The organism is Candidatus Cloacimonadota bacterium, from assembly GCA_012522635.1.
Taxonomy (GTDB): domain Bacteria; phylum Cloacimonadota; class Cloacimonadia; order Cloacimonadales; family Cloacimonadaceae; genus Syntrophosphaera.
The window spans coordinates 1-4,528 of the sequence record JAAYKA010000070.1 but is presented as its reverse complement, the minus strand read 5'-3'; the positions used below and the strand labels follow the sequence as shown (position 1 = coordinate 4,528).

Genomic DNA, 4,528 nt, shown 5'->3' with positions numbered 1-4,528 from the left:
GTTACCGGTCAGGTTCAGTTGCCCACCCAGGTTTTCAGCCCTGCCGGCGGAACCTATCAAACCGCGCAGACTGTAACCCTGAATACAGCTACATCACCTGCGGGAGCAACTCTGCGTTACACCACCGACGGCACCATCCCAACTGAAAACTCAGCAGCGTACACGGCTCCGATCAACCTGCCTCTGAACAGCAATACCACCATCCGGGTGAAGGCTTTCAAGGCCGATTGGACCCCCAGCGAGACAGTTGCCGCCACCTACGTAATCACAGGCCAGATTTCTTTCAACACGCCAGTTTTCACCCCAGCAGCGGGAACCTATCAAACCGCGCAGAACGTCATAATTGCTGGAACAATTCCAAGTGACGCCACAATTCGCTACACCACCGATGGCAGCGAACCCACGGCATCTTCGCCCATCTACAGCGCTCCCATCAATTTGCCTCTGAACACCAGCACCACCATCAAGGTCAAGGCTTTCAAGGCAGACTGGACCGCCAGCGAAACCCACAGCGCCAGCTATACAATCACAGGCCAGGCAAGTATCGCCGCACCGATATTCAGCCCTGAACCAGGCACTTATAACACTCTGCAGCAGGTGAGCATCAACACTTCGACGGTTCCGGCCAACGCCCGGATCCACTATACCACAGATGGCAGCGATCCCAGTGCCTCATCGCCCATCTATGGAAGCCCGATCAACATTGGCTTAAACAGCAATGTGACGATCAAAGTCCGTGCTTTTGCGACAGATTGGAATCCCAGCCAGATTTATACCGGAAACTATGTGGTGACAGGCACCGTCGACATTCCTGAACCGGTTTTCAGCCCTGCGGCGGGAACCTACACTTCGAATATCCAGGTGGTTCTGAACACTCAGACAGATCCTCCCGGAGCCACTTTGCGCTACAGTTTGGACGGCAGTGAACCCATTGAAACGCACCCTGCCTACACGCAGCCCATCCAACTGCAAACGCCAGGTGATTACACTTTGAAAGTCAGGGCTTTCAAGGCTGATTGGCTGCCCAGCCAAACCCACACGGCGCAATATTCCCTCACCGGGCAAATTCAACTGATGCCTCCATACCTCAGCCCAGCGCCTGGCACCTACACAGAGCCAATTAATGTTACATCTGTTGGAGGAACAAACCCTTCAGGCGGAATCATCCGCTACACCATCGATGGTTCCATTCCCACAGAGAGTTCACCCGTGTTCGATGCGCCCATTGAAATTGGCTTGAACACCATCGATGTAAACATCAGCATCCGCGCCTTCAAGGACGGCTGGATTCCCAGCACACCACAAACCGGTGTTTACAGTGTGACCGGACAGGTGGAACTGCCAGAAATCCTCTTCAGCCCTGCCGCCGGGACTTACCAAACGGCTCAGAGCGTGAGCTTTGCCGAGCCAATTCTTCCGGCGAACACGACAATCCGCTACACGCTGGATGGAAGTGAACCCACGGCATTTTCCGCTGCTTATGTAACACCCATCCAACTTCCGCTGAATTCTGTAACCACCTTAAAAGCCAAGGGCTTCGCTGAAGGATGGATCCCATCCGCAACGAAAACCGCGGTTTACACAATCACCGGAACCCTTTCACCACCTGCATTCTCACCTGCGGGAGGCGTTTTCGGCGCTCCCATCCAGGTCGTGATTTCCGCTCCCGGAGAGGATGTCAGCATCCATTACACCACTGACGGCAGCGAACCCACGCAGGATTCACCTGTATATTCACAGCCCATCACGGTTCCCAACTATGCCCAAAACATGGTGATTTCAGCCCGCGCCTTCAAGGACGGCTGGACTCCCAGCAGTGTCACCAGCGCCAGCTACAGCATATTTTCGGCACCCGTGAACACACGCGGCATAAACTACGCGGGCTTCATCCGCGTGCTTTGGAACATGCCCGGTTCCGGCAGAACGCTGCAAGGTTTCAATGTCTATCGCCGTGCCTTGGATGAAACGGATTTCACTCAGCTCAACATTCTGCCTGTGAACGATCAATTGGATGGAAACTATTACTACGACGACTACAACATTTCGATGGACGTATCCTACGAATATTACGTCACAGCAATTTACGACAACGAGGAAAGCCCACCCAGCGCTTCCACAGTGCAACAATATCAAACTCAGGATCTTGACATCAGCGACGCGTCCTACGCTTGGCCAAACCCAGCCACAAACAGCGCTGAAATCGTGGTGGTCCTGAATCGCAACAAAGACGTCACCCTGACCATTTCAATATTCGATTTTTCCGGAAAGAAGGTCAGGACAATCACCACGCCGCCTCAGGATTCAAACCGAATCCGAATTCCCTGGGATCTGAAAAACGCCAATGGATCCAAGGTTGGGCGTGGAACCTATTTTGCGCGCGTGGTTGCAAACGACGGCGTGAACAGATCTGAATACGTGATCAAGATCGCGGTCAAATAAGGAGGCGAAAATGAAAAACAAAACATACCTGAAATACTTCCTGCCGGCGGTCTTGCTGGTGATATGTGTGCTGCCGCTGTCCGCGCAGGGGATGAATAATTCCCTTTTGGCATATTCCCGCATGGGTGTGGGAGCGCGCGTCATCGCCATGGGCGAAGCCGGAACAACCGTCACAAACGATGTAATCTCAGGCTTTTGGAACCCCGCCGGGCTCACTCGTATGAAGGATTTTGAAGTGGGAACCATGGTCAACGTGAACATGGGCATGGATAGAAGCCACAACTATGCTTCATTTGGCAATCGCTTTGGTTTTGGCGCGCTGGCGCTATCCTGGGTGAACGCCAACGTTGTGGGCATCGATGGCTACAATGAAAATGAAGAATCCACCGGAACTTTTGCCGACAGCGAAAACACTTTAAGCCTGAGCTATGCAAACAACATTGGCAAATTCAGCTTTGGTTTTGGTCCCAAATTCCATCTGAGCTCGCTGGACGGTGAAACCGAAACCGGCTATGGCGTGGATGTTGGCGCCAAATTCGACATCAATCAATTCTTGGAAGTCGGTGTGATGGCTCGCGACATCTACGGTCAATTTGATGGAGATAAGGTTCCATACCAGATTTCCGCAGGACTTGCAGCCTACCCGCTGAAAGGTTTAACCTTGGCAGCGGACGCGAAAATGGAAGCGGATGAAGATCCATATTTCTGCTTTGGCGCGGAATATTGGACTTCCATCAGCGGTGATCCGGAAGCGGATTCGCGGCTCACAACGGTTTCCGTGAGTGAGCAAAGTTCCTGGCAGGATGCGCTTTCATCCCTGCAAACCGGGCTGCGCCTTGGTTACAACCGTGGCAGCCTTTCCGCCGGAACCGGTGTGAGGCTACGCAATTTCCAGTTGGATTACGTGTTTCGCTACAACAACCATGAGGTATTCGCGAACGATCACATTCTGTCTCTAATCCTCAGATTCTGAGCCCGTGGGTGACAAAATGAAAAAAATCTTTGTAAGCCTGCTTCTGTTTGGCCTGCTTGCCAGCGCTTGGGGGCAGATTCTTTCTCCCGGACACAGGTATGCCCAGGAAGGCATGGAATATTATCAGCGCGGGAATTACGATCGCGCCATCCGCGAATTCCTGAACGCCGATAAAAGCGCGGGGGGAAAGATGCCTGAATATCACTATTGGCTGGGGCGTCTGCACATCGCGGTGGCGGATACCACTGAAGCCATGGCCTGGTTTAACAGCTATGTTTCCTCCGGTGATACGGTCTATAAACAACAGGTGGAAAACTATTTACGCATCGTGCAACGGCAGAAACAGATTTTCAGCCGCGTGAGCGTGACCCCTTTGCCGGATTATGTGAACAGCCGCAATTCAGATTATGGCGCGATTCCCGATCCCGAAGGCAAGTATCTGTATTTCACCTCATTACGTCCCGCCGCCAAAGCCAAGGAAAACATCTGGCGAACCGAGATCTTCAGCTCTGGGTTCGGACGTCCGGAACTGGTCAAAGAGCTTTCCACAGACAAGAATGAAGCTTTTGGCTGCTTTTCAGAGGACCCACCGGGAGCCTGGATTTTTGGAAATTATGAGGCCAACAAACGCGATGGAGACATCTATTTTGTACCCCGCACGGACAAATGGTTCCAACCTCAAAATGTGACGCAACTTAACACATCCCAGGTGGAAACCCAGCCCATGGTTTTTCGTGACCGCCTGCTTTTTTTCACCTCCTCGCGTGAAGGAGGCTACGGTGGCACAGACATTTACGTGAGCGAAAAGATTGGCGGCTACTGGACCGAACCCCAAAACCTGGGGCCCATGATAAACACCTCGGAAAATGAACAGACGCCGTTTTTGGATTGGGATGGCAAAACCCTCTATTTTGCTTCCAACGGACATCCCGGCTTCGGTGGCTATGATATTTTCAAAGCCTACAAAACCGGGACAAGCTGGCAGGAATGGTCTTTGCCGGAAAACTTGGGGCTGCCCATAAATTCAACCCGCAACGACCGCTATTTCTACCACGCGCGGGGCAGCAACGAAGGCTATATCAGCTCCGACCGCCAGGTTAGCGGATTTGAAAAGAT

3 protein-coding genes are annotated in these 4,528 nt (G+C 52.6%); all 3 read left to right on the top strand.

The window, feature by feature from the left end; all coding sequences use genetic code 11:
- The coding region (locus GX135_03985) for a T9SS type A sorting domain-containing protein (protein ID NLN85251.1) at positions 1-2,439 on the top strand (2,439 nt) is incomplete at its 5' end.
- Positions 2,440-2,449: 10 nt separating this feature from the next.
- Positions 2,450-3,412, top strand: a complete 963-nt coding sequence (locus GX135_03980) for a hypothetical protein (protein ID NLN85250.1) — start codon at positions 2,450-2,452, stop codon at positions 3,410-3,412.
- 16 nt (positions 3,413-3,428) lie between these two features.
- The coding region (locus GX135_03975) for a hypothetical protein (GenBank protein NLN85249.1) at positions 3,429-4,528 on the top strand (1,100 nt) is incomplete at its 3' end.